The sequence below is a fragment of the Kribbella jiaozuonensis genome, assembly GCF_005233875.1.
In the GTDB taxonomy this organism is placed as follows: Bacteria; Actinomycetota; Actinomycetes; order Propionibacteriales; family Kribbellaceae; genus Kribbella; species Kribbella jiaozuonensis.
This window is the reverse complement of the sequence record NZ_SZPZ01000001.1, coordinates 2,125,629-2,150,582: the sequence shown is the minus strand read 5'-3', so window position 1 is coordinate 2,150,582 and position 24,954 is coordinate 2,125,629. Positions and strand designations below refer to the sequence as shown.

Annotated in this window: 23 protein-coding genes; 12 read left to right on the top strand and 11 right to left on the bottom strand. The window is 67.7% G+C overall.

Going from position 1 to position 24,954, the window contains the following annotated elements:
• Positions 1-105 precede the first annotated feature (105 nt).
• Positions 106-708 (top strand): hypothetical protein, encoded by a 603-nt coding sequence (locus tag FDA38_RS10350; protein WP_137253790.1) that lies wholly within the window; start codon positions 106-108, stop codon positions 706-708.
• Position 709: 1 nt separating this feature from the next.
• Entirely contained in the window at positions 710-1,546 is an 837-nt protein-coding gene (locus FDA38_RS10345) for a hypothetical protein (protein ID WP_137253789.1), read from the top strand.
• Here FDA38_RS10345 and FDA38_RS10340 read toward each other — a convergent pair.
• The gene (locus FDA38_RS10340; protein WP_137253788.1) at positions 1,543-2,958 is read right to left on the bottom strand and encodes a hypothetical protein; all 1,416 of its coding nucleotides are present in this window, start codon (positions 2,956-2,958) and stop codon (positions 1,543-1,545) included. The two genes, FDA38_RS10345 and FDA38_RS10340, sit on opposite strands and share 4 nt — an antisense overlap.
• A gap of 79 nt (positions 2,959-3,037) precedes the next feature.
• Between FDA38_RS10340 and FDA38_RS10335 the strand changes: the two genes are divergently transcribed.
• Positions 3,038-5,527, top strand: coding sequence for a CHAT domain-containing protein (locus FDA38_RS10335; protein WP_170989655.1), 2,490 nt, complete (start codon positions 3,038-3,040; stop codon positions 5,525-5,527).
• On the opposite strand, the gene FDA38_RS10330 is transcribed toward FDA38_RS10335, so the two are convergent.
• The 4 genes from FDA38_RS10330 to hemW form a co-directional block, all read right to left on the bottom strand.
• The gene (locus FDA38_RS10330; RefSeq protein WP_137253786.1) at positions 5,520-6,176 is read right to left on the bottom strand and encodes a hypothetical protein; all 657 of its coding nucleotides are present in this window, start codon (positions 6,174-6,176) and stop codon (positions 5,520-5,522) included. The two genes, FDA38_RS10335 and FDA38_RS10330, sit on opposite strands and share 8 nt — an antisense overlap.
• A 98-nt stretch (positions 6,177-6,274) precedes the next feature.
• Positions 6,275-7,282 (bottom strand): LacI family DNA-binding transcriptional regulator, encoded by a 1,008-nt coding sequence (locus FDA38_RS10325; protein ID WP_137253785.1) that lies wholly within the window; start codon positions 7,280-7,282, stop codon positions 6,275-6,277.
• Positions 7,283-7,387: 105 nt separating this feature from the next.
• Entirely contained in the window at positions 7,388-8,713 is a 1,326-nt protein-coding gene (locus FDA38_RS10320; protein WP_137253784.1) for an ABC transporter substrate-binding protein, read from the bottom strand.
• Positions 8,714-8,932: 219 nt separating this feature from the next.
• Positions 8,933-10,219 carry a radical SAM family heme chaperone HemW gene (gene hemW / locus FDA38_RS10315; protein ID WP_137253783.1) on the bottom strand — a complete coding sequence of 429 codons (1,287 nt, stop codon included), beginning with the start codon at positions 10,217-10,219 and terminating at the stop codon, positions 8,933-8,935.
• A gap of 87 nt (positions 10,220-10,306) precedes the next feature.
• Here hemW and FDA38_RS10310 point away from each other — a divergent pair, with 87 nt between their 5' ends.
• From FDA38_RS10310 to FDA38_RS10280, 6 genes are all read left to right on the top strand, one after another.
• Positions 10,307-12,325, top strand: coding sequence for an MDR family MFS transporter (locus FDA38_RS10310; RefSeq protein WP_137253782.1), 2,019 nt, complete (start codon positions 10,307-10,309; stop codon positions 12,323-12,325).
• Between the two features lie 32 nt (positions 12,326-12,357).
• The gene (locus tag FDA38_RS10305) at positions 12,358-13,044 is read left to right on the top strand and encodes a Crp/Fnr family transcriptional regulator (RefSeq protein ID WP_137253781.1); all 687 of its coding nucleotides are present in this window, start codon (positions 12,358-12,360) and stop codon (positions 13,042-13,044) included.
• Positions 13,045-13,156: 112 nt separating this feature from the next.
• The gene (locus tag FDA38_RS10300) at positions 13,157-14,050 is read left to right on the top strand and encodes an N-acyl homoserine lactonase family protein (protein WP_137253780.1); all 894 of its coding nucleotides are present in this window, start codon (positions 13,157-13,159) and stop codon (positions 14,048-14,050) included.
• Positions 14,047-14,475: an SRPBCC family protein gene (locus FDA38_RS10295; protein WP_137253779.1), complete on the top strand. Its 429-nt coding sequence runs from the start codon at positions 14,047-14,049 to the stop codon at positions 14,473-14,475. The genes FDA38_RS10300 and FDA38_RS10295 overlap by 4 nt, the downstream gene beginning before the upstream one ends.
• A gap of 91 nt (positions 14,476-14,566) precedes the next feature.
• Positions 14,567-14,767, top strand: a complete 201-nt coding sequence (locus tag FDA38_RS10290) for a hypothetical protein (RefSeq protein ID WP_137253778.1) — start codon at positions 14,567-14,569, stop codon at positions 14,765-14,767.
• Positions 14,768-14,887: 120 nt separating this feature from the next.
• Entirely contained in the window at positions 14,888-15,760 is an 873-nt protein-coding gene (locus FDA38_RS10280) for an alpha/beta fold hydrolase (RefSeq protein WP_137253777.1), read from the top strand.
• A gap of 3 nt (positions 15,761-15,763) precedes the next feature.
• Here FDA38_RS10280 and FDA38_RS10275 read toward each other — a convergent pair whose 3' ends face one another.
• From FDA38_RS10275 to FDA38_RS10260, 4 genes are all read right to left on the bottom strand, one after another.
• Positions 15,764-17,599, bottom strand: coding sequence for an AMP-dependent synthetase/ligase (locus FDA38_RS10275; protein WP_137253776.1), 1,836 nt, complete (start codon positions 17,597-17,599; stop codon positions 15,764-15,766).
• Between the two features lie 138 nt (positions 17,600-17,737).
• Positions 17,738-18,757, bottom strand: coding sequence for an aspartate-semialdehyde dehydrogenase (locus tag FDA38_RS10270; RefSeq protein WP_137253775.1), 1,020 nt, complete (start codon positions 18,755-18,757; stop codon positions 17,738-17,740).
• Between the two features lie 98 nt (positions 18,758-18,855).
• Complete coding sequence (locus FDA38_RS10265) at positions 18,856-19,041, bottom strand: tautomerase family protein (protein ID WP_137253774.1); 186 nt, start codon at positions 19,039-19,041, stop codon at positions 18,856-18,858.
• A gap of 35 nt (positions 19,042-19,076) precedes the next feature.
• A complete protein-coding gene (locus FDA38_RS10260) occupies positions 19,077-20,579 on the bottom strand; it encodes a sodium:solute symporter family protein (protein WP_137253773.1) in 1,503 nt (500 codons plus the stop codon).
• 140 nt (positions 20,580-20,719) lie between these two features.
• Between FDA38_RS10260 and kduI the strand changes: the two genes are divergently transcribed.
• Genes kduI through FDA38_RS10245 form a run of 3 tightly spaced genes read left to right on the top strand, consistent with a single transcriptional unit; the run spans position 20,720 to position 23,067 of the window.
• Positions 20,720-21,544, top strand: coding sequence for a 5-dehydro-4-deoxy-D-glucuronate isomerase (kduI, locus tag FDA38_RS10255; RefSeq protein WP_202877613.1), 825 nt, complete (start codon positions 20,720-20,722; stop codon positions 21,542-21,544).
• On the top strand, positions 21,541-22,293 hold the full coding sequence (locus FDA38_RS10250; protein WP_137253772.1) for an SDR family oxidoreductase: 753 nt from the start codon (positions 21,541-21,543) through the stop codon (positions 22,291-22,293). The genes kduI and FDA38_RS10250 overlap by 4 nt, the downstream gene beginning before the upstream one ends.
• Positions 22,294-22,302: 9 nt before the next feature.
• Entirely contained in the window at positions 22,303-23,067 is a 765-nt protein-coding gene (locus FDA38_RS10245; protein WP_233714625.1) for an IclR family transcriptional regulator, read from the top strand.
• A gap of 2 nt (positions 23,068-23,069) precedes the next feature.
• Here FDA38_RS10245 and FDA38_RS10240 read toward each other — a convergent pair whose 3' ends face one another.
• Together FDA38_RS10240 and FDA38_RS10235 are read right to left on the bottom strand one after the other, a co-directional pair.
• Positions 23,070-24,302: an MFS transporter gene (locus FDA38_RS10240; RefSeq protein ID WP_137253771.1), complete on the bottom strand. Its 1,233-nt coding sequence runs from the start codon at positions 24,300-24,302 to the stop codon at positions 23,070-23,072.
• Positions 24,299-24,925, bottom strand: coding sequence for an MOSC domain-containing protein (locus tag FDA38_RS10235; protein WP_137253770.1), 627 nt, complete (start codon positions 24,923-24,925; stop codon positions 24,299-24,301). Before FDA38_RS10235 ends, FDA38_RS10240 begins: the two co-directional genes overlap by 4 nt.
• Between the last annotated feature and the right edge of the window lie 29 nt (positions 24,926-24,954).

The window sequence follows — 24,954 nt, the reverse complement described above, 5'->3', positions numbered from 1 at the left end:
TCGCAGTTAGGGATATCACGAATGCACCGTTGTCGCAGCGGAGAGTGAACAAAAGGTTGTCGCAGTCTGCACAGAGGGTCATTCTGGGTCCTGGGGGTGGTTGTCATGCGGGCGTTGGTTGCGACGGTATCGGTGACAGTCCTGTTGCTGACAGGGTGTTCGTCGACCGACGGCGGTACGCCGACGCCGGTGGTGACCGCGACCGCCGACGACACCACCGAACCGGCGCCCGAGCCGACCGATGCCGAGTCGACCCAACCCGAACAGAAGCAGCCGTCGATCAGCATCGTCTCGCTCCCGATCGGCCCGGGGGCACAGGCGGATCAACCGTCCGACCAATCGAAGCAGTGCGTCGGCGTGAGCCTGACCGGGCTGGACCTTCCGCACGGCACCACGCTCACCTACGGCACGCCCGGCGTCGATCCGGCCTTGTTCGAACTCGACCAGTCGGCCTGCGGCGGCCAGGGGCCGGAGTGCCCCGGCAATAAAGTCACCGCCGACGACCAGCCGGCCTGCTACGTCGGCGTACGTCAGGTCACTCCCGACGAGGGGCAGCACGCCACGCTGGTCGTTCCGGCGACCGCTACCTGCGCCAGCGCCGAGGACTGCGCGTCGATCAAGCAGAACAACACCAGCTCGATCGGATTCGACACGCGTGCGCTGGGGAACCCCGAGCCGAGCGAGACACCCGAGACGCCGACGAGCTGAGATGGCCGACGAACGGTCGCAGGCCGAGCGCTGGATCAGTTTCGCCGCCGGCATCATCACGCCGGTGACGCTGCTCAGCGCGCTGCTGTTCTACTTCGGCTACGTCTCGTCGCGTTCGCAGTACGCGTACTTCGGGATCGACGTCGACACGATCGGCCTGAGCACCCAGGACTACGTGATGCGCAGTCCGCAGCCCCTGCTGGTCCCGCTGCTCGTGATCACGCTGCTCGCGGTGGCGGCACTCCTTCTGCACCACGCGATCCACCCGACACCTGTCGCAGTGCGCCGCGCCGCCCGCGTCGCCGTACTGGTCCTCATCCTCGGAGTGGCCGGCCTCCTCGCGTATCCGCTCATCGGCCACGTGCCGTACTACGCCCTCATCGTCCCCGGCGTGATCGGCTTCTCCGCGGCGGCGCTTGCCTACCTCACCTATCTACGCCGCAAGGCCGACCCGACCCTCGGCCCGCAACGCATCCTCATCGCCCTGCTCGCAGTCGTCACGGTCACCTGTGCCTTCTGGGCGACCGCGACAACCGCGCAGTACTCCGGCCGCGGCCTGGCCCGCGCCGACGCCCGGCACCTGAACCGCTTCCCGGTCGTCATCCTCGACACCAAGGAGAAGCTCGCCCTCCGCTCCCCCGGCATCGAAGAAACCACCCTCCGCGCCGGCACCGGCCAGACCTTCAACTACCGCTACCGCGGCCTCCGCCTGCTGGTCGTAGGCCAGAACCGCCTCTTCCTCGTCCCGCAAACCTGGTCGGCCTCCAACACCACCGTCGTCATCCCCCTGGACGACTCGATCCGGGTCCAGTTCCAGTTCCAGAACGACCCGCCCTAGCCGCCCTGCTGCCGCAGCTTGGCGCGGAGCTCGGCGATCTCGGCTTCCTGTTTCAACCGGGCGAGCTCCGCGTAGTCCGTCGCCGTTGCCGATTGACCAGCGAGCTTCAGCCGCTGCTCCTCCACCTCCACGGCACGTTTGAGGTTGTCGAGCTCGCGCTGCTGCGGGGCGGTGAGCGCCTTCGACACTGTCTCGTAGGCGCCGCCGAACGCAGCGGGCACGCCGGCGAGCGCTTGCAGTCCCGCGTCGGCGCTCGCGGTTCCGCCATAGTTGATCTTGGTGATCGCGCCGAGCTCGGACGTGGTGATGCCGGTCGAGCGCTTCCCACTCAAGGACTTGCGGACCGGTACGTCGACGAGCTCGCCGGCGCGGTCCATTACCAGGACACGTTCGCTTGAGATCAGTGCCGATTTCTGCGCCGTGCCAACGGCGTGGCCGATCTGGACCCGGCGCGGTGTTCGGTAGTAGAAGCGGTCGGTCTTGAACGTCGGCGTGGTGGAGGTCGGCGTGGCCGTGCCGTTCTCGGTGACGAGGGCCGCGACGCCGAGGGCGTTCTCGAAGAACGTCTCGACCCGTTTGCCTTCGGCATCGGTCCCGAACGTCAGCACTCCGGCGTACCAGGTCGGCAGCGAGGCGAGGTCGACGAGTTCGTCGTACACGATCTTCGTCTCGGTCAAGGTGCCGGACCGCCACGCGGCGAAGAGTTGGTTCGCGCGATCGAGCTCGCGCTCGTTGTCAGCCTTCAACCGGGCCAGTGTCGCGACCGCCTCCCGCTCAGTCTTCATCTTCGCCGGGTCCGGTACTGCGAGCCGCAGCCTGCGACGGGCTGCGTCGAGGGCGCCCACCAACGTCTGTTGCTCTTCGGTCAGCTCGGTCTGGCGCGTCGCCTGCTCGGGAAACGCCGCGAGGTACGCCTGCCACACCTGTTGCTCCGGCGACAGCGGCTCCTCGTCCGCCGGCTCTTCGTCCGCTGGTACGTCGTCGCCCCCGTCGCCGAGCGGCTCCTCGACAGCGGCGTTGGCACCGGCCGCTCCCAGCAGCGCGGCCAACGGGACGTTGCCGGTCGCAAGCGCCAGGGCTGTGCCTGCGATCGTTGCGCCGGCGGTGAGTACCTGGCCGAGATGGCCGGTTGTCTCGATCGACGTGCTGGTGAGGCGTCCGTCGTCGGTCAGACCGACTTCGAACGCGTAGTCGCGCATCAGTCCGCTCTCGACCTTGACCTGCAGGCACGGAGTCGGATCGGCCACGGTGACGAGCGTGAAGCTGCGCTCGGCTGTCCGCGACTTCGCCTGACGGGTGGTCCCGTCAGGTGCTTTCTCGGTGACGATCGTGTCGACCGTCTCGGTGACCGTGGCCTGCAGCCGGACCTTGGTCACGGGCAGCCGGTACTCAACAGTGGTCTCTGTTCCCATGGTTCCCCCCTCGTGCAAAGACCTGATCAGAGCGTACGCTCTCCGTAACCGTTTGAGGGGGGCTCGAATGGTCATACGGGTGGGAGATCCTGCGTCCCTGACCAGGGTTCTGGATGTCGCGACGACGCTGACGACCAAGGCGCAGATGCCGATGCGTCGCGACCGCGAACTCACCTGGTACCGGCTCGTCCGGACGACCAACGAGGAGCTGGGATCGCGGGTGCGTCCCGAGGTCCTCGAGCTGATCTACAAGGAGCTGTGGAAGAACCTCGCGACACAATCCGACCTGTCGGCGGTACCGGCGCTGCTCGTGCGCAGGCTCCAGGTCGAAGCGCTGGCGGACCCGGGTCGGACGGTGCCCGCGCTCACCTCGGCGGTCGACGTACTCGACGAGCTGACGTCGGACGACAATCCGCTGGGTCGCGACGCCGCGGTCCGTGCCATCGCCGGACAGCTGCTGCAGCTGAACGAAGGCATTCTGCAGCGAGCCAGCGCCGTCAGCCGCGAGTACCTCGGCGAAGCGCTGACCACGGCCGCCGACGACACCACGGATGATGTCCGGCAGCTCGCCGATGCCGCGCGCTTGACTCTCACCGGGCACCTCACGCGGATCCCATCAGCGCTCGACAGCCAGATATCCGTTGCCCAGCGCGCGTTTCCACACTTCGTCACGGGCGTCACCGCCGGACTGGATTCCGAGACCGTGCACCGCATGATGGTCATCGAGCCCAGGACGTACTCGCCCGGACGCGCGCTGAGCTACGCCGCCTGGCTGCCGACCCTGAACCATCTCTCGGACTTCAGGACCGACCTGGGCGAGCCCGATCAGTTCAACGTCGGTCTGGCCCGTGCGGACACACCGGCGGTCGCGTTGGTCAATCGTTCGTTGCAACCCGATCAGGACTATCTCGTCTGGGCGAGCGTCGGGCCGGCGGATCCCGATGCGTTGCCGGACCCGATGGGCGGTATCGATCTGTCCCGGATGGTTGCCGGCGACACCCTCGAGGTGGTCCTGTTCGATGCCGATGGCAACAGTTCGAGCGGTACGCTCCGGCTCGGCAGCGGCCGCCCGCTGGGCGTCGGCGAGCCGGCCGACGACGTCGACGTACCGGACGAACTGCGGAGAACCCGGCTGTACTTCCGCTTCCACACCCCGACCGAGCCCGGGCAGTCCCACCTTCGCGTCTGCCTCTACCACCACGGCGCACTGCTCCGCGTGCATCACCTGGTCCTGTCGATCGGCCGCCAGACCGCCCGCTTCAAGGTCGGTACGCCGTACGCGATCGCCTCGTCTCCCACCACCACCGACGTCAGCCGCCTCGCCGAACGCAGACTGAGCATCTACACCAACAGCGTCGGTGACGGCACGCACGGGTTCTTCTTCCGTGGCGCCGACGACGAACAAGAGGTGTCGATGTCGGCTGTCTTCGACGGTCTCGAGGTCAAGGACCTGTTGCAGATGATCCGCGGCGGCCTGCGGATCGCGGCCTGGGGATCGGACAGTCCGCCGAAGGCGACGGCGTACAAGTACTCGCGACTCCCGGACGGGACCTTCGGCTCATTCACCGGCCTGCGGAAGGATCTGATCGAGCTCGCCCGGAGCGGGTACGACGCGTGGGAAGAGATCTCCAGTCACTTCGCCAACTCCACGCGCCGCCGCGAGCTTCAGCAACTCATGCGCCGTCCCGGTGGGGTGGTCGACATCGCTCCTCGCAACGACTCCACCTTCGTGCCTCCGATGGCCGGCCTCTACGACTTCGACCTGGACACCGATCCGAACGTCCCGCTCGCCCTCTGCCCGGAGGCCGAGGAAGCGCTCCGCTTGCGGACGCCACTGCTGGAGTCCGCCTGCTTCGGGGCGGACGGCTGCGAGCACGCGGACACCGAGGTCGTCTGTCCCAGCGGTTTCTGGGGCCTGCGCCACGATGTCGGCGTACCGCTGTCCGACAACAACGACGACGACGCGACACCACGCCTCGATCTGGGCGGCGATTCGCCGCGCGCGGCCTTGATCGGCACTGTGCCCGACACTGTCGTCGCCGGCGTGACCAACCACGCCGGCGATGTGATCAACCGACTGCCCGGATCGGTGCACGTCACCGACCGGAACCTCTGGTTCAAAGAGGCGGCCAAGCCGGCGACGTACCCGATCCTGTACTTCCTGTGCCACGGCCAGCAGCGCGACCGCGGCGGACCGGTGCTGGTCCTGGACAAGCTCGGACGCGCGGCGATCTCCAAGTCGAATCTCGCCGCCAAGCACGTCGCGCTCGAGCACCGGCCTCTCGTCGTACTGAATGCCTGTGACACCGCCGCACTTGAACCGGACAAGGCGATCAGTCTCGTCAAAGGCTTCACCTACAACGGAGCCGGCGCTGTCATCGGTACCGAGACAGCCATCTTCCCCAGCCTCGCGTACGCGTTCGCGAAGACGTTCCTCGACGGCGCGCTGACCCCCGGCACCAGCCTCGGCTCCGCACTGCGAACGGCCCGGCTGGAGCTACTCAGACTCGGCAACCCGCTCGGCCTCGCCTACATCCTCTACGGCCTGCCCGACGCCCGCCTCAACTGAACGTCCGCGTGCTGACCTTGGCAACCTCAGGCAACCGCTGATCCGCCGCCGACTTCGGCACCATCCGCGTGACCGCTTGAGGTATCGAGCCGACCGCGAACACCCGAGCGTCGCCGCCAACCCTCACCACCACGAACGCCGCCTCACCCGGCACCCGATCCGGAAGCACCACCTCACGCGACCCTGCGGCGAGCTCCCCCTCGAACACCATCGACGAAGTACTGCCCGGCTCCGGCGGCGTCCACGAGGTCATCCAGAACGCCTCCACCGTCACCCGCGCATCCTCCGGCAACTCGAGGCGGACGGTCCGCTCCGTCTCGTCGTACTCGACAACGGCGGCCCCGCTCCCGCGAGTCGCGGCGTCAACCTGAGCGGCAAGAACCCCCGGAATCCCGACCATCCCCTGCACGACGGTTACCGAGGCGTTCCGCCTGCCAACCTCCTCCCGCAAGAACTCCTTCGTATCGGGCGGAACCATCCCCCCGAACACGAGCACATCGATCCCGCCGGCGTCGTAGTCCTCCAGCACCTCCCCGAACTGATTGGTCACGTCGGCCCGGTACCCGGACTCCCGTAACCTCCCCACCACCTCTTCCAACACGCTCGGACTACGCCCGACCACAAGCACCCGAGCAGCTTCGTCGTTCATCTGAACTCCAGAGATCATTATGTTGGTAGCGCCAACGTTGGCACCACCAACATAACTCACGCACACAACCCCCAACGTGACGCGGTGGGGTGAGAGCGTCAGGCGCTGTCGCGGATGATCAGCTCGGTGTTGTAGATCTCGGGGCTGGTGAGGTGCGCCCCGCCGATCTTCGCCAGGAGGATCTCGGCCAACCGGGCACCGAGTTGCTCGACCGGCTGCCGGACGGTGGTGAGTTTCGGTGTGGTCATGGTCGCGAGGACCGAGTCGTCGAAGCCGACGACGGCGACATCGGCGGGCACGCGACGGCCGTGTTGGGAGAGGACGCGGAGCGCGGCAGTCGCCATCAGGTCCGAGGCGACGAACAGCCCGTCAAGATCAGGATGCTGATCCAGCAACCGCAGCGTCGCCTGCTCGCCGCCGTCGGCCGTGAAGTCGCCGTACTCGACAATGGCCGGCAGCCCGGCTTCCTTCATCACGTCCTTGTAACCGGTCAACCGGTCGATCCCGGCCGTCATGTCGAGCGGTCCGGCAACAGTCGCGACCTTCCGCCGCCCGATCGCGAGCAGATGCTCGACCCCGGTCCGCGCCCCAGCCACGTTGTCCACGTCCACACTTGCCACCGGTACGTCGACACCGAGCGGCCGGGCACTGAACACGATCGGCAACGGCAACTGCGCCAACTCCTGCAGCACGTTGTCGCGCCCGTGGTGGCTGATGATGATCGCGCCGTCGACATGCCCGCCGCGCAGGTACCGGATGAACCGCTGGTCATCCCCCTCGGCCGGCTCGATCAGCAGCACCAACTGCGACGACGTCGGCGCCAACGTCCGGCTGACGCCGCTCAGCATGCCGGCGAAGAACGGGTCCGAGAACACCCGGCTGTCCGGCTCCGGTACGACGATCGCGACCGAATCCGTACGACGGGTCACCAGCGCGCGAGCCGCCCGGTTCGGTACGTACCCCAACTGCCGGATCGCCTGCTCGACCGCGGCGACCGTCTCCGGCAACACCTTCGGCGAGCCGTTCACGACCCGCGAGACCGTTGCCCGCGACACCCCGGCGACCGCCGCGACCTGCTCCAACGTCGGAGAACCAGACCCTTCCATCGGCCCTCCTCGGCTGTCGATCGGCCTGCGTTCACACGGTAGTACGTCCTAGGTCGAAGGCGCGTCAGCCGTTGGCCACCCGCCGGGGTGTGTTGACAGATTTCTTCAGTTGCCGACCCGGGTGTCGGCAACCTTCTCCGCCTGGTCGACGGCCTGCGCCCACGCCGCGTCGGGCGACTGCTTACCGTCGTCGACCCGGGCCAGTGCCGCGCTGAAGATCTGGTTGATCTCGCCGTCGCGGGGACCCTTGTGCTGCTTGAGGATCACGTTCCGGGCCCGGTTGATGAAGATCTGACCGACCGGCGCCTTGTTGAAGTACGCGTTGACCTGCGACTTCACCTGCGGGTCGTTGTACGCGTCGAGCGTCGACGGGAACGAGCCGATCTTCTTGAACACCTTCACCTGCTGCTCGGGCGCGGTCAGCCAGGCGGCCAGCTTCGCGGCCTCCTCCGGCTGGGGCGACTGGATCGGCACGGTCAGGTACGAGCCGCCCCAGTTACCGCCGCCGCCGGGGAACACGTCGGCGACGTCCCACTTGCCCTTGCCGAAACTGCCCGCGTTGTCCTGGATCACGCCGAGCAGCCAGCCCGGGCACGCCATCGTCGCGAACTTGTCGGTGCGGAAGGCGGCGTTCCATTCGTCGCTCCAGGCGACCAGCCCGGCGGACAGGCCGTCCTTGCTACCGGCCACCACCTGGTTCCAGGTCGACCTCAACCGCGGATTCTCACCGGCGAGGAAGCGGTCCTGGTTCGAGTAGTACGCCTGGATCAGCTGGTTGCGCATCGCCTCCCAGGTCAGTACGGCAGAGTCGTACCAGGCCGAGCCGGGCACCCTCTGCTTGAACTTCCGTCCGTTCGCGAAGTACGACGGCCAGTCCTGGAACATCTTCGCCACCTGCGTACGGTCGGTCGGCAGCCCGGCCTTCGCGAACAGGTCGCGCCGGTAGCAGATCGCCTCCGGACCGATGTCGGTGCCGTACCCGATGATCTTCCCGTCCTGCGTGGTCGCGCCGGCCACCTTCCAGTCGAGCCAGCGGTCCTTCAGGTCGTCCGCGCCGTACTGGCGCAGGTCGACGAACTTGTCGGCCTTGGCCAGGTACTTGTAGATCCAGCTGACCTCCATCGCCTCGATGTCGGCCAGGCCGGTCCCGGACGCCAGGTTCGCGTCGAGGTTCTTGACGTGGTCGTCGACGGTCTTGGCGTGCTGCTCGACGATCGTGATGTTCGGATGCGCGGCCTCGTACTCCGTGTACAGGTCGTCGTACCCGAACTCGTTGAAGGTCGCGATGGTCAGCTCGATCTTCGGGCCGTCCGTCTTGGCGGCGGTCGGACCGGACGTACTGGAACCACCACCACAGGCGGCGGTGACGAGCAGGACCGCGGCGCAGGCCAGCAGTCCGGCTATGGGGCGATAGCGGGCACTGGGCCGCATGTCACGTGCTCCCTGGAACTTGGACGGAGTTGAGAGCGCTCTCGGATCGCGAAAGTGACCTGAGTCTCATTCGTCCAAACCAGATATGTCAAGCTCTCCGCGGTCACGCTGAGATACGAGCGTCACAAGGTCCTGACATAGTGTCATCGCTGGTCACGCTGCGAATCACGATGATCACCCAGGGCCGCAGACCCTGGCAGTTAGCTGTGTGTGACCGCCCTACGGCAACAAGTCGCGAACCACCGCGTCGGCCAGCAACCGCCCCCGATCAGTCAACACAAGCCGCGCACCAGGTCCACTCCCGTCGCCCTCTGACTCACCCCGCCGCCCGGCGACGGCTCCGCCGTCGCCGGGCGGCGGGGAGGAGGTGAGCGTTGCAAGGCCGTGCTGGACTACCGACCTGGCCGCGGAGCGGCCCGCCTCGTCGAGGACTGTAAGCGGGAGGCCGTCGGCGAGCCGCACCTCGAGGAGGACTCGTTCGATGCGGCGGGTTTCTTCGTCGAGGGTTTCGCGGGCGTGCGCGGGGCTTTCGCCGGCGTTCAGGCGTTCGGCGTACGCCGTGGGGTGCTTCACGTTCCACCAGCGGGTGCCGCCGACGTGGCTGTGCGCGCCCGGGCCGATGCCCCACCAGGTGTCGCCGCGCCAGTAGAGCTCGTTGTGGCGGCAGCGGGCCGCCGTACTGCGGGCCCAGTTCGACACCTCGTACCAGCGCAGGCCCTCGGCCGAAAGCAGCTCGTCGGCGAGGACGTACTTGTCGGCCAGATCGTCGTCGTCCGGCATCGGTAGCTCGCCGCGCCGGATCCGTCGCGCCAGCTGAGTCCCGTCCTCGACGATCAACGCGTACGCACTCACGTGGTCGGGCTGAGCGGACAGCGCGGACTCCAACGAGGCCCGCCAGTCGTCGAGTGTCTCGCCGGGAGTCCCGTAGATGAGGTCGAGATTCACATGCTGAAAGCCGGCCGCGGTCGCCTCCTTGACGGCCTGCAGCGCGCGCCCGGGAGTGTGCTGGCGGTCCAGGATCTTGAGCACGTGGGTCGAGGCGCTCTGCATGCCGAAGCTCACCCGCGTGAACCCGGCCTCGAGCAGCGCCTCCAGATACGCCGGGTCCACCGACTCCGGATTCGCCTCGGTCGTCACCTCCGCACCGGGAGCGAGACCGAACTCGTCCCGCACCGCGGCGAGCATCTTCGCCAGATCAGCGGCCGGCAGCAACGTCGGCGTACCGCCGCCGAAGAAGACCGTGTCGACCGGCCGGTCCAGCTCCCCCAGCACCCGCCGGGCGAGTCGCACCTCGCCGACCGCGGTCTCGGCGTACGACGCCTGCGACCCGCCGCCACCCAGCTCCTTGGCGGTGTAGGTGTTGAAGTCGCAGTATCCGCACCGCGACGCGCAGAACGGCACGTGCAGGTAGAACCCCAGCGGCCGGCTCGCGGCCTCGCGGACGGCGGACTCCGGCAACGCCCCGTCCCGGGGCGCAACCTCCCCCTCGGGCAATGTTGACGGCACCCACCCATCGTACGGACCGTTTATTTCTTGATCGGATCTCCGTCGTTTCGTGGTCACAGGATGTCCGGAAATGGCTACATTCGGCTTATGGACACCGAGGCTCAGCCGGTCGGACGTCGTACCCGGAACGCGGTCGTGGTCGCGATCATGCTCGGAATGTTGCTCGCGGCCCTCGATCAGACGATCGTCGCGACCGCGCTGCCGACCATCGTCAGCGACCTCGGCGGGGCCAACCACCTGTCCTGGGTCGTGACGTCGTACCTGCTTGCCGAGACGATCATGACCGCGCTGATCGGCAAGTTCGGCGACCTGTACGGACGCAAGCCGATGTTCCTGATCAGCGTCGTGCTGTTCCTGGCCGGCTCCGCACTGTGCGGGATGGCCGACTCGATGCTGTGGCTGGTCGGCTCCCGCGCGATCCAGGGCCTCGGCGCCGGCGGAATCATGGTGACCGCGATGGCGGTGATCGCGGACGTCGTACCGCTGAGTGAACGCGGGAAGTACCAGGGCGTGATGGGCTCGGTCTTCGGTGTCTCGACCGTCGCCGGGCCGCTGCTCGGCGGGCTGTTCGTCGACCACTTGAGCTGGCGGTGGGCGTTCTACGTGAACATCCCGCTCGGCATCGTCGTCCTGATCGTCGCCTCGATCACGCTGCCGTCGGTGAAGGCCGCGGTGAAGCCGAGCATCGACTATCTCGGCATCCTGTTCATAGGTCTGGCCGCGACCGGGTTGACGCTGGTGACGACGTGGGGCGGCAACGAGTACGACTGGACCTCGCCGGTCATCATCTCGATGACGATCGGGTCCATCGTTGCGCTAGGCATCTTTATCCTGGTCGAACGTCGCGCCGCGGAACCGTTGCTGCCGCTGCGATTGTTCCGGTCCCAGGTGTTCACGGTGTGCTCGGTGCTGAGCTTCATCATCGGGTTCGCGATGCTGGGCGGGGTCACCTATCTACCGACGTACCTGCAATTCGTCCACGGCGCGTCGGCGACCGAGTCCGGGTTGCAGATGCTGCCGCTGGTGCTGGGTCTGCTGGTGGCGTCGGTCGGCGTCGGTCAGGTCATCAGCAAGACCGGACGGTACCGGCTGTTCCCGATCGTCGGCACGGTGCTGATCGGTATCGGGCTCTTCCTTCTGTCGTTGCTCGACAACACCACGTCGTACGTCGTGACGGCCGGCTACATGGTCGTTCTCGGCGTGGGTGTGGGGCTGTGTATGCCAGTCCCGACCGTGGTCGTGCAGAGCACCGTCGACTACGCGGATCTCGGGGTCGCGACGTCCGGCGTGAGCTTCCTGCGGACGATGGGTAGCTCGTTCGGGGTTGCCGTGTTCGGGTCCATCTATTCCCACCAGCTGCCGGTTCACCTGGCTGAAGCCGTCCGGGCCACCGGCGCGGATCCCCGGGTGGTGACGACGGTCGAGGGTGTGCGCAACCTGCCGGAATCGATGCGATCGGCGGTGACGGCGGCGTACGCGGACTCCTTGCACACCGTGTTCCTGTGGGCCGTGCCGGTTGCGGGACTGGGCTTCCTGACCGCGTTGCTGCTGAAGGAGGTCCCGCTCCGCGACAGCGCCCGGATGGCCGCGTCCGACGTCGGCGAGAACTTCGCGGCGCCCTCGTCGTTCGACTCCGAACACGAACTCCAGAAGCTCGCGGCCCTCGTCGTACAGCACCACAAACGCAACCCCGCACCCGAGGTTCTGGCCGAGTCCGGGATCCCGCTCAGCCACGCCGAGGCCTGGATGATCATGCGCGTCTTCCGCGGCGGCGCCGAACAGGGCTCCGCCACGCTGGCCGAGATCACCGGCGATCTCCGGATGCCACCCGGCGTGCTGGAACCTCTCGCCTCCCAACTGGTTGCCGAGGGCTACTTGTCCGAGACGTTGGGCCATTACCGCTTCACCACCCTCGGCCTGGAGATGTTCCAGCGCTTCGTCGGCGCCTTCCGGGTCTGGATGCTCGACCGCCTGACCGACTGGGACCCGGACAACTCCGAAGCCTTCTCCAAGGCCGTCGACCGCATCGCCGAACAAATGATCGACCAAGGCCAATCCCTCACCACCGGCAAACACGCCGCCCTGGCGGCCACGAGCACCCAGTAGCTTCGCCGGAGTCAGTGGCCCATGCTTGAGGGGTGGCTGATGGGGACGTGGCGGCGGCTCTGGCTGGAAGCTTCCTCGGAGGGCTACCGGGTGAGCTGATCGAGCGGTTGCTGACGTCGGGTGAGCGAGTTGGTTACCCGGCGGGTAGCACGCTGTACCGGGAGCGGTCCTCGCCGCGGGCGTTGCTGGTCGTGCGCGGCTTGCTGCGCGTCTACATGTCCTCGCCGGAAGGGCGTCAGGTGACGGTCCGGTACGCGCGAGGCGGCGACGTGCTCGGGATCGCCGTACTCGTCGCGGGGCCGGCGGATGTCGGCGTACAGACTTTGTCGGAGTGCACGCTGTTCCGGATCGACGCCGGGCTGTTGACGACCGCGGCGCGCACCGACAGCCGGGTCGGGTGGGCGATGGCGGAGGAGCTAAGTCGGCGGCTGTACGAGAATCTGCAGCAGACCGCGGTCAACGCCTTCGGCACGGTACGGCAGCGGGTCGCCGCGCACCTGCTGGACCTGGCTTCGACTCAGCAGAGTCCGCGCGGGGAACTCGTCGCCCGGGTGTCTCAGCAGGAGCTCGCGGATGCCGTCGGTTCGGTCCGCGAGGTGGTGGCGCGCGTGCTCCGCGACTTCCGGCTGGCCCAGCTGGTCGCCACCTCCGCCGACGCGGTCCACATCCTCGATCCCACCGGGCTGCACGACCAGACCTGGAACCCCGACGACGCGTGACCCCCGTTACTCCGGCGCACGACAAAAGTCACAGACGTGGGCGCGGCCTCCGGCGAAGACTGATGCCCTCGGCCCCGAATCCGTCGGGGACGATCGCACCTCAGGAGTTCAGATGTCCACGGAAGCAACAAGACTGCCCGCGCGCACCGGCACCGGGGACCCGGTCCGAGCGGTGTCGGTGATCAGCACCGGCAGCGTCGAGATCCACCCCGAACACGCGCAGGGCTCGAAGAAGCCGCTGTACTGGTGGCTGCTCACGTCCCGCCGGTGGCTGCCACCCCGCCCGATCAACGTGTACGTCGTCGAGCACGCGAACGGGCTGGTCTTGTTCGACACCGGCCAGGACCGCGCCTCGGTGACCGACCCGTCGTACTTCCCGGGCGGGTTCAACGGCGTCGTTTATGACCGGCTGGCCAAGTTCCACATCGCCGAGGACGAGACGCTCGACGCGCAACTGGGCACCCTCGGGTACTCCGTTGCCGACGTCGACAAGGCGGTCATCTCGCACCTGCACCAGGACCACATCGGCGGGATTCCCCAGCTCGGCAGCAGCGAGCTCCTGATCACGCCGGAGGAATGGGCCCAGCTGTCCGGGTTCTCCCCCGAGGCCCGTGGCTTCCTCCGCGCGCACATCGACGTACCGGGGGCGCGTTGGAAGCACATCGACTTCACCGGCGCCGCTTTGGATCCGTTCACCGAGTCGTTCGACGTCATGGGCGACGGATCGATCGTCCTGCTCCGCACGCCCGGTCACACGCCGGGCTCGATCTCGATGCTGGTACGCCGGCGCGACCTGCCACCGCTCCTCATGGTCGGCGACCTCACCTACGAGGCCGGCCTGCTCGAACGCCGCCAACTCCCCGGCGTCGGCAACCGCGGCGAACTCGCCGCCACCACCGACAAGGTCCTCGCCCTCGCCGAGCACCTCCCCGGTCTGGTCATCCTCCCCGCCCACGACCCGACCGCGGCCCAGCGCCTCGTCGACAGCTCCCGGCGGCCCCAATGAAATTCACCAACACGATCACCATCGACCGGTCCGCGACCGCGGTCTTCGCCTACCTGGCCAACCTCGAGAACCTCCCTCAGTGGAACTACGCGCTGGCCGAGACCCAGCAGCTGACCCCCGGTCCACCCAGCGTCGGCACCCGCTACCGGCAGACCCGCACGATCCCTTCCCACGCGGTGGAGTCCCTCGAAATCATCGAGCTCGTCCCCAACCAGAAGCTCACCGTCGAAGGCACCCTCAGCGGTCTGCCGGCGACCCTCACCTACACGCTCGACGCGACAGGCGACGCCACCACTCTCACCAATTCGGTCGACCTCCGCCCGCCTCGCCCGCTGAACCTCGTGGCACCCATCGCCGCAGGTCGGATCAAGTCAGCCGTGGCCGCCAACCTGAACGCACTGAAGCAACTCCTCGAACAGTCATAGGTGGGGATAGGTACAGGGTGGTCGGGCAGGGAAATGCAATGGAGTGACTGCCGGGAGGCGGCAGGGTCGGAGTATGTCTACGGTTGGGTTAATGAGGGCGAGGCTCTTCACTCCGGTGCGGGCGCTGGCGACGATGCTCCTGTCAATCGCGGGAGTCGCCGCCGCGGTATTCGTGCTCGTCAGCAGTGCGCTCGTCCCGGTCGGGATCGGGCTGTACGCCGTACCGCTTGCCGTCTGGCTGAGGTCGGCGGACCAAGTCGCGCGCAGGGTGAGCAGCAGCGGGCCGAGATAGCGCCGTCACCAAACACATCGCGAGTATGTTCGCCAAGCTCGGCCTGCCGGTGTCCGACGACGACCGTCGCGCGCTGGCCGTCCTCGCCTACTTGAACCGGTGACCCGTATCCTCGCACCCATGCTGAGTGACGGAGTGCGGACGGTCTCCGCGGGTGGGGTCGATCACTGGGTCCGGGTCGCGGGCGCCGCCAATGACGGAGTACCGCTGGTGCTGGTGCACGGCGGGCCGGGCGAGAGTTCGTACTCGATCGAGCAGTCGGTCGGTGACGCGGTCGCGGAGTTCGCGCCGGTCGTCTTCTACGACCAGCGCGGCTGCGGTCGTACGGCGCGGTCCGACCCGAGCACGTACACGATGCCGCAGCTGGTCGCCGATCTGGACGAGTTGCGTACGGCGCTGGGCGTCGAGCGGATCGCGCCCTGGGGCGTCTCCTACGGCTGCCTACTGGCCGCGGAGTACGCCGTTGCTCACAGCAACCATGTGGACCGGATGATCCTGCACGCTCCCCCGATCACCGACCCGCTCCATCCCGGCGTGTGGACGATGCGCCCCGCCGCGGTCGACCCGATCCTCACACCGGCCGAGCGCACCGCCCTCCGGACCCAACTCGAGCCCCTCATCGACCCGATCGAACGCACGGTCGCGGCCATCGGCGCCATCGCCCAGAGCGAGAACGCGGTCAACTTCTTCTACTACGACCCGGCCAACATCCCCGACGATGATCCCGAGTCTCCCGAATCCAACCTGGAGATGGCCCTCGCTCTGGTGGGCACCGAACGCCCCACCCTGGCCGACGACCTGGCCACCCTCGACATCCCGACCTTGATCCTCGCCGCCCTCTGGGACCGCCACGTAGGCTTCGACATCCCCCGCGACCTAACCGCCCGCCTCCCCCAAGCCACGCTCGAGATCTTCGACAAGTCCGGCCACTCCATCGACCAGGAAGAACCAACGAAGTACGTCGAGTCCATCCGCAAGTTCCTCGGCCGCTGAGACCTACTCGTACATCTTGTCGAGGACTTCGGCGTACTCGGTTTCGACGTACTTGCGTTTGAGTTTCAGGCTCGGCGTCATCTCACCGGACTCGACGGTGAGATCCCGGTCGAGGATGGTGAACTTCTTGATGGTTTCCCAGCGGTTGAGGGTTGCGTTGAGTTCGTCGACGTAGCCCTGGACCATCGCCTGGGCCGCGTCCGACGTGACGATCTCGGCGTACGGCTTGCCGCCCAGGCCGTTCGCGGACGCCCACCCGACGACAGCATCCGGGTCCAGCGTGACCAGCGCCGAGACGAAGTTGCGCTTGTTGCCGTGGACGATGAACTGGCTCGCGTACGGGCAGATCGTCTTGAAGCGACCCTCGATCACCTGTGGCGCGACGTACTTGCCGCCCGAGGTCTTGAACAGGTCCTTCTTCCGGTCGGTGATGAACAGGAACTCGTCCTCGAAGTGCCCGATGTCCCCGGTGTGGAACCACCCGTCGGCGTTCAGTACTTCGGCCGTCTGCGCCGGCTGGTTGTGGTACCCGCTCATCACCCCGTCGCCCTTGATCAGGATCTCCCCGTCCTCGGCGATCTTGAACTGCGTCCCGGGGAACGCCGGCCCGACGCTTCCCAGCCGGTACTGCGAAGGCCGGTTCAACGTCGACCCCGCCGACGTCTCGGACAGCCCGTACCCCTCGAGGATCAGCAACCCGGCCGCGTGGAACCACTCGGCCAGCGTCTTGTCCAACGCCGCCGAACCCGACACGAAGAACCGGATCCGCCCGCCGAACCGCGCCCGGATCTTCGACAGCACCAACCGATCCGCCGCCGCGAACTGCGCTGCCAGCAACCCGGAAGGCTCCCGCCCGGCCTGCCGCAACGCAGAAACCCGGGACCCGACCCCGAACGCCCAGTCGAACATCCGCGCCCGTGCCCCGCCCTCGGACTGGATCATCGTCCGGATCCGAGCGTGGGCCTTCTCGAAGATCCGCGGCGCCGCCGCCATGAACGTCGGCTGTACGACGGCCGCGTTGTCGACGATCTTGTCGATCCGCCCGTCCACCGCGGTCGCGAACCCGATCTGGCACTGTACGGCGAGCAGCACCTGCCCGAACACGTGCGACAACGGCAGCCACAGGAACTGCAGGTCGTCCGGCGACAGCACCCGCATCCCCTCGACCGCAGCGCCTTCGTACGTCCACGCCGAGTGCGGCAACCGCACGCCCTTCGGCCGCCCCGTCGTACCGGAGGTGTAGATCAGCGTGCAGAGATCGTCCGGCTTGATCGCCGCGATCCGCTCGTCGACCGCGGACGGGTGCTCGGCCAGGTACTCGTCGCCCAGCGCGTCGAGATCCCCGAGCGCGATGACCCAGTCCCCGTCGCTCTCCTCCGGCGTGCCGTCGATCAGCACGACCTTGCGCAGCGACGGCGTCTCGGACCGGTGCTCGCGGAGCTTGTCGACCTGGCCCGCGTCCTCGGCGTACACCAGTTGTACGTCGGCATCGGCCACGATGAACGCCACGTCGGGCGAGATCGTCGTCGGGTAGATCGTGGTCGTCGCCGCGGCCGCGAGTACGGCGGCCAGGTAGCACTCGATCCACTCGATCCGCGTGCTGGACGCGATCGCGACCCGCTGCTCCGGCTCGACGCCGAGCGCGACCAGCCCGGCCGCCCGCCGACGGGCCAGCTGCTCGGTCTCCCGCCAGCTCACCGACGTCCATTGCTCCCCGCGAGGGAAGCGGAACGCCTCCCGCGCAGGGGTCGCCTCGACCCGCTCCAGGAACATCTGGGCCATCGTGTCCTTGCGGTTGCTCAGGAGAGCGAGCTGGCCGGAATCGGCGACAGGCTTCATAACTGGCCTCCATCGGGGGTCAAGTAACCGGAGGGTAATCGCAAGCGACCGGTCCTGACCATGGCACTCGCTCGCCCTGGTGCACCTTCTCCATTACGTTTCCGCAACATGCACACACGGCGGGTGGCCTTCGTCTCACTATCCGTGCTGATCGTCTCCGGCCCAGGGTCGTACTGCTTCTCGCCGGGCGAGGAGTTCTGCGATCTGTACGGCGTTGAGCGCGGCGCCCTTCCGCAGGTTGTCGTTCGACACGAACAGGACCAGACCGCGGTCACCCGGCACGGACTGGTCCTGGCGGATCCGGCCGACGTACGACGGGTCCTGGCCGGCGGCGAGCAGCGGGGTCGGAAGGTCCGCGAGAGCCACGCCCGGCGCGGCGCCCAGGATCTCGGTCGCGCGCTCCGGCGTGATCGGCTCGGCGAACTCGGCGTGGATGCTCAGCGAGTGGCCGGTGAAGACGGGAACGCGGACGCAGGTGCCGGCGACCGGGAGGTCCGGGATGTGCAGGATCTTGCGGCTCTCGTTGCGGAGCTTCTGCTCCTCGTCGGTCTCACCGGTGCCGTCGGCAACGATCGATCCGGCGAGCGGGAGCACGTTGAAGGCGATCGGCCCGGCGTACACCTTGGGCTCGGGAAGGGTGATGCCTTCGGTGCCCCGGGCAAGCTTCCCGCCGACCTCGGCCAGCGCACGGGCCTGATCCTCGAGCTCTTGCACACCAACGCCGCCGGAGCCCGAGACCGCCTGGTAGGTGGAGACAACGAGGCGCGTCAGCCCAACCGCACGATGCAGCGGCGCGAGGACCGGCATCGCGGCCATCGTGGTGCAGTTCGGGTTCGCGACGATGCCCTTGGGCAGGTTGTCGAGGTCCCCCGGGTTCACCTCGGAGACAACGAGCGGTACGTCGGGATCCATCCGCCAGGCGGACGAGTTGTCCACGACAACCGCACCCGCCGCGGCGACCTTCGGCGCGAGCTCCTTCGACGCCGTCTTCCCGTTGGAGAACAACGCCAACTCGAGCCCGGAGAAGTCAGCCGTCGCGGAGTCCTCGACCACAACGTCCCGATCCCCGAACGGCAACGTCTTCCCCGCCGACCGGGCCGAGGCGAAGTACCGCACCTCGTCCACCGGGAAGTTGCGCTCGACCAGCAACTCCCGCATCACGCCGCCGACCTGACCCGTAGCACCGAAACACCTACTCGCATGCCGAAACAGTAGTAGGTCGGCGGCGTGGACGTCCGGAGATTTCAGGGACCGGACTAGACGTCCGCGGCCAGCGTGCCGCCGTTGGCGACGTCGGTCTTCTCGATCTCGGTGAAGACGATGCGGACCGATTCGCGCTTGGCGCCGAGGATGGCGATGGCGGAGTCGGTGACGGCGGCGACGAACTCGCGGCGCTGGTCGAGGGTGCGGCCGGAGAGGAGTTCGACGGTGATGTTCGGCATGGTTCTCCTGAGGGGTTGAGGTTGGGGCCAGTGTTTCAGGACAGGACCGCGTCGGGGCGGGCGGCGGCCTCGTCCGGGTCGGTGTCGAGCGAGTCGACCAGCTCGTCGACCTCCGGGCGGTTCTCCGGCAGCAGCAGGCCGAGGCCGACGTACACCACCAGGGAAGTTGCCAGCGGCAACGCGACGACCAAGGTCTGGTCGGTGGAGCCGACGCCGTACTTGACGATCGCCCACGCGATCAGCCCGATCCCCCACGATGCCAGCGCGGCGCGTGACCCGCTCCGCCGGAACCACGGCAGCAGTCCGAGCATCAGCGGGATCGCGATCGGTCCCATCGTCGCGGCGACCAGGTCGACGACGATCTTCAGTACGACGCCTTCGCCGTTGGTGGCGATCGCGATCAGCATGCTCACCGTGACGAATGTGAATGTGACGATCCGCGCCATCTTCAACGTCGCCGCATCGGTCAGCCGGCGTACGCGAGGCACCAGCACCGGCGCGAGATCCCGCGTGATCACCGACGAGATCGCGTTCGCGTCGGACGCCACCATCGCCATCGTGTGCGAGAAGAACCCGGCCAGCACCAGCCCGATCAGCCCGCTCGGCAGGAGCAGCTGCGAGAGCTCGACGTACGACTGCTCCGGCTTGCCGGGATGCACCAGCAGCGGCGCCGCGCACATCGGGATGAAGAGCACCAGCGGCCAGACCAGCCAGAGCGCCGACGACAACAGCGCGGACTTCTTCGCCGCGGATCCGGACGGCGCGGCCATGTAGCGCTGCGCCAGGTTCCACATGCCGCCGTTGTACTCGAACGTCTTGATGAACAGGAACGCGATCAAGAAGATCGGCGTGTAGGGCCCGTTCAGCGCATGCCCGTGCCCGGCCGGCAGCTGGTCCCACATCGTCCACAACGTCGGTACGCCGTCAAGGTGCGCGAGCACGCCGATGAACATCGCGATGCCGGCGCCGAACTGGATCACGAACTGCCCGAAGTCGGTGAGTACGTCGGCCCACAGCCCGCCGAGCGTCGCGTACAGCATCGTCACGACACCGGTGAGCAGGATCCCCCACCGCATCGGCACGCCGGTGAATCCGTTCAGTAGTACGGCGATCGCGACCCACTTCGACGCGATGTCGACGACCTTCAGCGCGGCACCGGAGTACGCGAGCGCCTGCTGAGTCGGCAGGTTGTACCGGCGGGCGAGGTACTCCAGTGGCGACACAACCCCGTGTTTGGCGCGGAGCCGGTTCCAGCGGGCGGCGAAGAGGAACGCACCGATACCCACGCCGATGCCGATCGTCATGGCCCACCACACGTAGACCGTGATGCCGTAGCTGTAGGCAACGGCCGCGAAGGCGACGAACATGACGGCGCTGTAGCCGGACATGTGATGCGAGATGCCGGACAACCACCAGGGAATCCGGCCACCGGTCGTGAAGTAGTCCACGACGGTCTTGATCTTGCTGCGCGACCAGACGCCGATCAGCACCATCAACACGAAATACGCGACCAGGACAGTCCAGTCCAGAGCGGTCATGAGGATCCTCCCAGGGGCGATGGGGTGACTGACTGGAAGGTTCCATTGAACAGAACAGAGTGTCAAGCGGCGGAACCCGGAACAATTCCGGGTCGTGTTCCAGGCTTGACGACCGGTTCCATGATGTAGAACCTAGTTCCGTGACTCTGCAGATCAGGCACGCCACCCATCCCGAGCAGCTCCCCGCTTTCGACACCGCCGCGCTGCGCCGCCACTACCTGGTGGACGACCTCTTCGTCCCGGACGCGATCACCGCGGTGCTCACCCACCACGACCGGATCGTCCTGGCCGGCGCCCGTCCCGCAAACGGCCCGCTGACGCTGGACACCTACCCCGAGCTGCGCAGCGAGTACTTCCTCGAACGCCGCGAGGCCGGCATCGTCAACGTCGGCGGACCCGGCACTGTCACCGCGGACGGCACGAAGTACGAGCTGACCACCGGCGCCTGCCTGTACGTCGGACGCGGCGTCCGCGAGGTCGTCTTCGACGGAACCGACGCGGCGTTCTACGTGTTCTCCGCCCCCGCGCACACCGCCTTCCCGACCGCACAGGTCAACCCCGGCGAGGGCAATCGGCTCGAGCTCGGCGACCAGCAGACCGCCAACCGGCGCACGATCGACCAGTACATCCACGCGGATGGCGTGCAGAGCTGCCAGGTCGTGCTCGGCGTGACCACCCTGCACGCGGGCAGCACCTGGAACACCATGCCCGCCCACATCCACGACCGCCGTACCGAGTGCTACCTGTACTTCGGTCTGCCCGAGACCGAGCGGATCGTCCACCTCCTCGGCGAGCCCGACGAGACCCGGCACCTGCTCGTCGCGGATCGGCAGGCGGTCATCTCGCCGAGCTGGTCGATCCACTCCGGCTGCGGCACCTCGTCGTACAGCTTCGTCTGGGCGATGGCCGGCGAGAACCAGGCGTTCGGCGACATGGACGGTGTCGACGTACAGGATCTGCGGTGACGTTCAGCCTCGAAGGGCGTACTGCGCTCGTGACCGGCGCGCGTCGTGGCATCGGCGCCGCCATCGCAGCGGGGTACGCCGCGGCCGGAGCCGAGCTGATCCTGATGGCCCGGGACGCGGCGCTCGAGGACACCCTCGAGGCGATCAAGCAGAACGGCGGCGGGCAAGCCACCGTCGTGATCGCCGACTTCGCCGACCCGGCCGCGGTCGAGGCGGCAGCCGTCGAGCTGGCCAGGGATCGGCACATCGACATCCTGGTCAACAACGCCGGCACGATCCGCCGGGCGCCGGCAGCCGAGACCACGACCGCGGACTGGCAGCACGTGATCGACGTGAACCTCAACTCCACCTGGGCAGTCACCCGGCCGATCGGGGCCGCGATGGCGGAACGCCGTACCGGGAAGATCATCACGATCGCCTCGCTGCTGAGCTTCCAGGGCGGGATCACCGTTCCGGCCTACACTGCCAGCAAGCATGCGGTGGCGGGACTGACCCGGGCGCTGGCCAACGAGTGGGGGCCGGCCGGGGTTCAGGTGAACGCGATCGCGCCCGGGTACATCAGTACTGACAACACCACCGAGCTGCGTGCGGACCCGGCCCGCGAGGCCGCGATCCGGCAGCGCATCCCGGCCGGACGCTGGGGACGGCCGGAGGATGTCGTCGGCGCGGCGGTGTTCCTCGCCTCGGCGGCCGCGGACTACGTCAACGGGCACGTGCTCGCGGTCGACGGCGGCTGGCTCGCCAGATAGGAGTGCAGGATGAGCGACATGGGTTCGCCCTCGGCCATCGACAAGACGTTGATGGTGCTGGACGCCGTACTGGAGCACTCGCGGTTCACCGATGTCGTGAACGCGACCGGTCTGGCCAAGTCGACCGTGCACCGGATCATGGCGTCGCTGGTCGAGCACGAGTTCGTCGCCCAGGCCGACGACGGCTCGTACCACCCGGGACCGAAGGCCCTGCGGCTGGCCGGGCATGCGTTGACCAACGTCGATCTGGCCACGGTCGCTCGTCCGGTGCTCGCGGATCTCGTCGCGCAGACGCGTTGCACGGTGCATGTCGGGCTGCTGAACGGTGACGAGGCGATCTACGTCGCCCGCCTCGACGGCCCGAAGCCGTACCGGATGCCGTCGCGCGTCGGCAAGGCGATCTGGCTGCACTGCACCGGCATCGGCAAGGCGCTCCTCGCCGAGAAGGACGAAGAGGCCCTCGACGTCCACATCACCCGGACTGGTCTTCCGGCTCGTACGCCGCTCACACACACGACCGCCGCCGCACTGAAGGCCGATCTCGCGCAGGTCCGCACCCGTGGCTACGCGCTCGACGACGAAGAGAACGAGCCCGGTATCCGCTGCGTCGCCGCCGTCATCCACGACCACACCGGCGCCGCAATCGCAGCCGTCAGCATCTCCACGCTGTCGTTGGAGCAGTCGATCGCCCAAGTAGCTCTCATGGCGCCGGCCGCGATCGAGGCCGCCCGCAAGATCTCCGCCGCGCTCGGCTACCGCGAACCTACGAACTGACGCTACGCCGCGACCGGTGACGGACGACGGCTTTCTGCCCAGCGGACGACCGGGACGAACAGCGCGCCGGTCAGGGCGAACCAGACGCCGAGGATGATCCAGCCGGGCACGCCCAGGCCGAGCGGTAGCAGGGCCAGAACCGTCGGAGCGATCATCGTGCTGATCGACATGCTCGTGTTCCATACGCCTTGGTACTGACCCTGGGCGTGGTTCGGCGCCAGGTCGAAGCTGAGCAGGAACGAGCCCGAGGACTGCATCAACTCGGCGATCACCTGGACCAGAGCGCCCGCGGCCAGCAGCGCGACTGCGATCAGCGCATTCCCCCAGGTGGCACCGGCCAGCAGGACCATCGATGCCAAGAGCAACCATCCTGCGATGCGGGTGGCACGAGCGGCGGTTGTCGGATCCGCGATACCGCGCGACGACCGTACCTGGAACAGTGAGACCACCACGGTGTTGATGATCAGCAGCAGCGCGACCGTCCAGCGCGGCGCGTCCGTGTGGTCGACCACCCAGAGCGGGATCGCGACATCGAGTACGGCGAAGTGGATGCTCATGCCCGCGTTGAGCGCCGCGACGGCGAGGTAGCCACGGTCGCGCAGCGCGATCCAGACCGGTCCGTCGTCGTCACGATGTTGCGACGCGACGCGCGGGATCGCCAGTACGACGAAGGCCGCGATGCTGCTCAACACCGCGTCGAGGACGAACATCACCCGGTACGCCGTGGCGGTGTCGAAATGCAGCGCGAACGCACCGATCGCGGCGCCGGCCATGATGCCGATGTTCGTGATCGCCCGCAGGTACGCGCGGGCCGCGACCCGGCCCGCGCCGACGGTCACCGCGGCGATCAACGCGGCCCGGACGGCACCCGCGCCGCGGTCGATCATCGTCAGCACGATGCTCACGACCAGGAACTGCCAGAAGTTGTTCACGACGAGGTAGAGCAGCGACAGCCCGCACACCATCAGACTCAGCACGACGAACAGGCCGCGCGGCCCACGCCGATCCGCCAGATGTCCGAGCGGTACGGCGGACAGCAGCCCGAACAGCCCCGCGACCGTGAGGCCGAGGCCGACCTGGGCGATCGACAGGCCGACGATCCGGTTGAAGTACAGGACGCTGACCGTCATCAGTAGGCCGTTGCCGACGCGGCTCAGCAGAGTCGCCAGCGCCAGCGGCCGCAACGGCCCCGGCTCGGGCAGGATTCCCCGTCGTACGGTCGTCTGTGCGCTCATCCGCGCGCTGCCACGCGCTGCGCGGTGTCGCGGAGCTCCTCCATCAGGTCGACATCCGAGTCGAGCATCCGCCGCATCTTCGCGGGGTCCTGCTGCGCGAACATCAGCGCGACGGTGACCTCGTGGTCCGGACGGCTGACGATCTGGATCGGGTCGCCGGCACCGATCGTGCCTTCGCGAAGCACCTTCAGGTACGCGCCGGGCCGGCACGCCTGGTGGAAGCGCTTGACCCAGTGCGGCTCCTGCATGCGGTGCTGGAACGTGATGCACGGGATGCGCGGTGCGCGGACCATCACCTCGACCTCGTCACCGATCCGCCACACCTCACCCAGCAGGGCTCCGTTGACGTCGAGCCCTTCGGTGCGGAGGTTCTCGCCGAACAACCCGGTCGGGATGTCGCGACCGAGTTGGCCGGCCCACCAGTCGGCGTCCTCCTCGGCGTACGCATAGAGGGCGAGATCCGGGCCGCCGTGGTTCTTGGTGTCGCAGACGCGGTCGCCGGCCAGGCCGAGCTCGCCGACGCGGATCCGGCCGGGCTGCGGTCGCTTGTCGATGGCGGTGAAGCCGGTCTCCTTCGGACCCGGAATCAGCTTCTCCACCACATTGACCGTCAGCAACCGCATATCGGCATCCTCTCCCGGCGACCGGCCGC